This is a genomic window from Oceanobacillus profundus (genome assembly GCF_003515705.1).
GTDB classification, from domain to species: domain Bacteria; phylum Bacillota; class Bacilli; order Bacillales; family Amphibacillaceae; genus Oceanobacillus; species Oceanobacillus profundus.
In genome coordinates this window covers 1-2,549 of sequence record NZ_QWEH01000042.1, presented here as the reverse complement: position 1 = coordinate 2,549, position 2,549 = coordinate 1, and the positions used below count along the sequence as shown (strand labels likewise).

General features: G+C 36.0%; 2 protein-coding genes. Both read right to left on the bottom strand.

What is annotated here, in order from left to right; genetic code table 11:
- Positions 1 to 129 precede the first annotated feature (129 nt).
- Positions 130 to 888 carry an IS21-like element helper ATPase IstB gene (istB, locus tag D1B32_RS23405; RefSeq protein WP_118890501.1) on the bottom strand — a complete coding sequence of 253 codons (759 nt, stop codon included), beginning with the start codon at positions 886 to 888 and terminating at the stop codon, positions 130 to 132.
- The gene (gene istA / locus D1B32_RS23400; protein WP_240033885.1) at positions 885 to 2,405 is read right to left on the bottom strand and encodes an IS21 family transposase; all 1,521 of its coding nucleotides are present in this window, start codon (positions 2,403 to 2,405) and stop codon (positions 885 to 887) included. The genes istB and istA overlap by 4 nt, the downstream gene beginning before the upstream one ends.
- Positions 2,406 to 2,549: the final 144 nt, after the last annotated feature.

The window sequence follows — 2,549 nt, the reverse complement described above, 5'->3', positions numbered from 1 at the left end:
TGTTTTTGTCAATAGGAAATTGAGCCAGAGCGATCACTTAAAAAGTGAGCCACTTTATATAAATTGTTAGGTGTTAGGAGGTTCTTGCCAGTAGGGAAAGAACCTCCTAACACCTTGCGCTGCACTTGCTCACTCTCCTTCATGATCTCGCTGTTTCATACTTTGCCTAAATCGATAGGATTCACCGTTAAGCAAATGTATATGAGACCTATGGGTAAGGCGATCAAGTAATGCAGTGGTCATCTTTTCATCTCCAAATAGATTTGTCCATTCTGAAAACTCAAGGTTTGTAGTGATAATAACACTTGCGCGTTCATATCTGCTGGAAAAGAATTGAAATAGAAGTTCTGCACCAGTTTTGGAAAATGGTACATATCCAAGCTCATCTACGATGATCACATCAAATTTGAGCCACTTCTTTTCAAACATTACGAGTTTATGTTCTGCATTTGCCATTAGAAGTTCTTCTACTAGTTCTGATGCGGTTATAAACTTTGTTTTATATCCGTTTTGAACCATTTCTATTCCAAGCGAAATAGCTAAATGTGTTTTACCAGTACCACTGTTTCCTAGTAAGATAATATTCTCATTTTTATCTACGAAATCTCCTTTTGCTAGAGTAATAAATCTATTGCGATTTAAACTTGGCATTAAACTAAAATCGTATGTGTCTAATGTTTTTTGGACTGGAAAGGTCGCTTGTTTTAGACGTCTCTGTTTTTGATTTTCTTCTCTTGTTTGTGATTCTGATTCTAGTAATGCTAATAAATATTCTTCATAGCTTAGATTTCTTTCTTCGGCTTCTCTTGCGAGAGAACGATATTGCCTAGCTATGGTTGGTAATCGTAAATGTTTAGTTAGATGATCTAAAACTAGTTCTGTATTCAATCCAATTGACCTCCTGTAAGTTGTCCGTATTGAGCTACATTAGACTTTTGAATTTTATAGTCTAGTAGATTTGTTGGCGTCTTATCTCTGGAAAGGTCTTGTATGATTGTGCCATTATTCTCAATCCTTCGGATAAATTCATGCACTACATCATATCGGTAGATTTGGGTCTTTTCTGCTTCTAATAAGGCCTGTGTTAATATTTCCATCCCTATTTCTCGGTGAAGTAGAAGTAAACGAATAAACTTTCGATCTCCGATCGCACCTTCCTGATCTCTCATTTTTTGATGGAAACGCCTGAACACTTTTGGAATGTCAGATGATTGAAATGCATGGGCATCACGAATAGCCCGTGGTTTCTTAATTAGTGCCTCTAAATAATGATCGAGTACAGTGAACATTTCATGTCGTTCATAAGAACGAGGATGTTTAGCGATCACTTGGTTTTGAGCCACAACGATTATTTGATCCACAAATATTTTTGCCCAAACAGCTTGCCCTACATATTTACAAGGTACAGAGTATTTATTCGTTTCAATAGTAATTAATGAAGTTTTATTCACTTGGCAAGAAACTAGTTTACAAGCCTCAAATCTTTGCTCAGGAAGTGGGCGAAGATACTCTTTTTCCTTATTCCACATTTGTTTAACTGTTTCCTTTGAATATGGAACCTTTCTGTGTTCAGCTTCTTTTAAACACCAACTTAATAGGTGATCATTTAATTCATCTAAGGATTGTACCACCGGCACTGGAACTAAAGCATTCCTTCTCACATATCCAACGGTACCTTCAACTCTACCTTTTTCATTACCAGATCTAACATTACAGAATTCTGCTTTAAATAAATAATGAGTTTGTAGAGCCATAAATGATTCTTGCTCAAGCCTATCTCTACCTTGCATAATTTTCTCTACAGCCGTTTTTAAGTTATCAAAAAGACCTTCAGTTGGAATTCCACCAAAAAATTCAAATGCATGGACAAAACCATCTAAAAAAGCTTCTTGTTTCTCATGCAAATATGCCCTTACGAATCGAACCCTACTTGCAGAAAGCTGACTACAGAAAAGGAAGACTCGCTTTGTTTGACCCTGTAAGACAATATCCGCCTCTCCCCAGTCAAACTGGAATTGGTGGCCTAGTTGAAAATCAAGTGGAATAAAGACTTCTTGTAGTTTCTTCTTACGCTTGGCTACAACTTTACGTATATTAGATTCAGATCCTTTAAAATCATATTCATCCACTAATCTTTTATAGATTCTTGCAGCTGTATGTTTTTGTTTACCCCATCGTTTGAGGTCATCTTCAAGCCATTGATCAATAATCGGTAAAACACGCTTAGTCTCGTCAGAGTACTCCTTACCGCTATATGTATGTTTACGCTTTATAGTAGTTGGAGGCTTATTTTGCTTTAAATATTTACTTACTGTATTTCTAGAAATCCCCAGTTTTATCGCTATTTGCCTTTGGGATAGTCCTTCAACCTCTTTTAAGAATTTGATATGATGGTATTGAGCCATATTGATCATCCTTTTTTGTCCTCTCTCATTGATAGTTTGGTCACTTTCAATAATAAGAGAGGTTATTAAAATTTGGAATCGAGTGGCTCATTTTTTATGCGATCAATACCCTAAAAACGGCTCAATTTTAGATTATCAAATACA

Bases quoted from the DNA above. Each gene is read 5' to 3' on its own strand.
- istA (WP_240033885.1), bottom strand. From the start codon at position 2,405: ATGGCTCAATACCATCATATCAAATTCTTAAAAGAGGTTGAAGGACTA.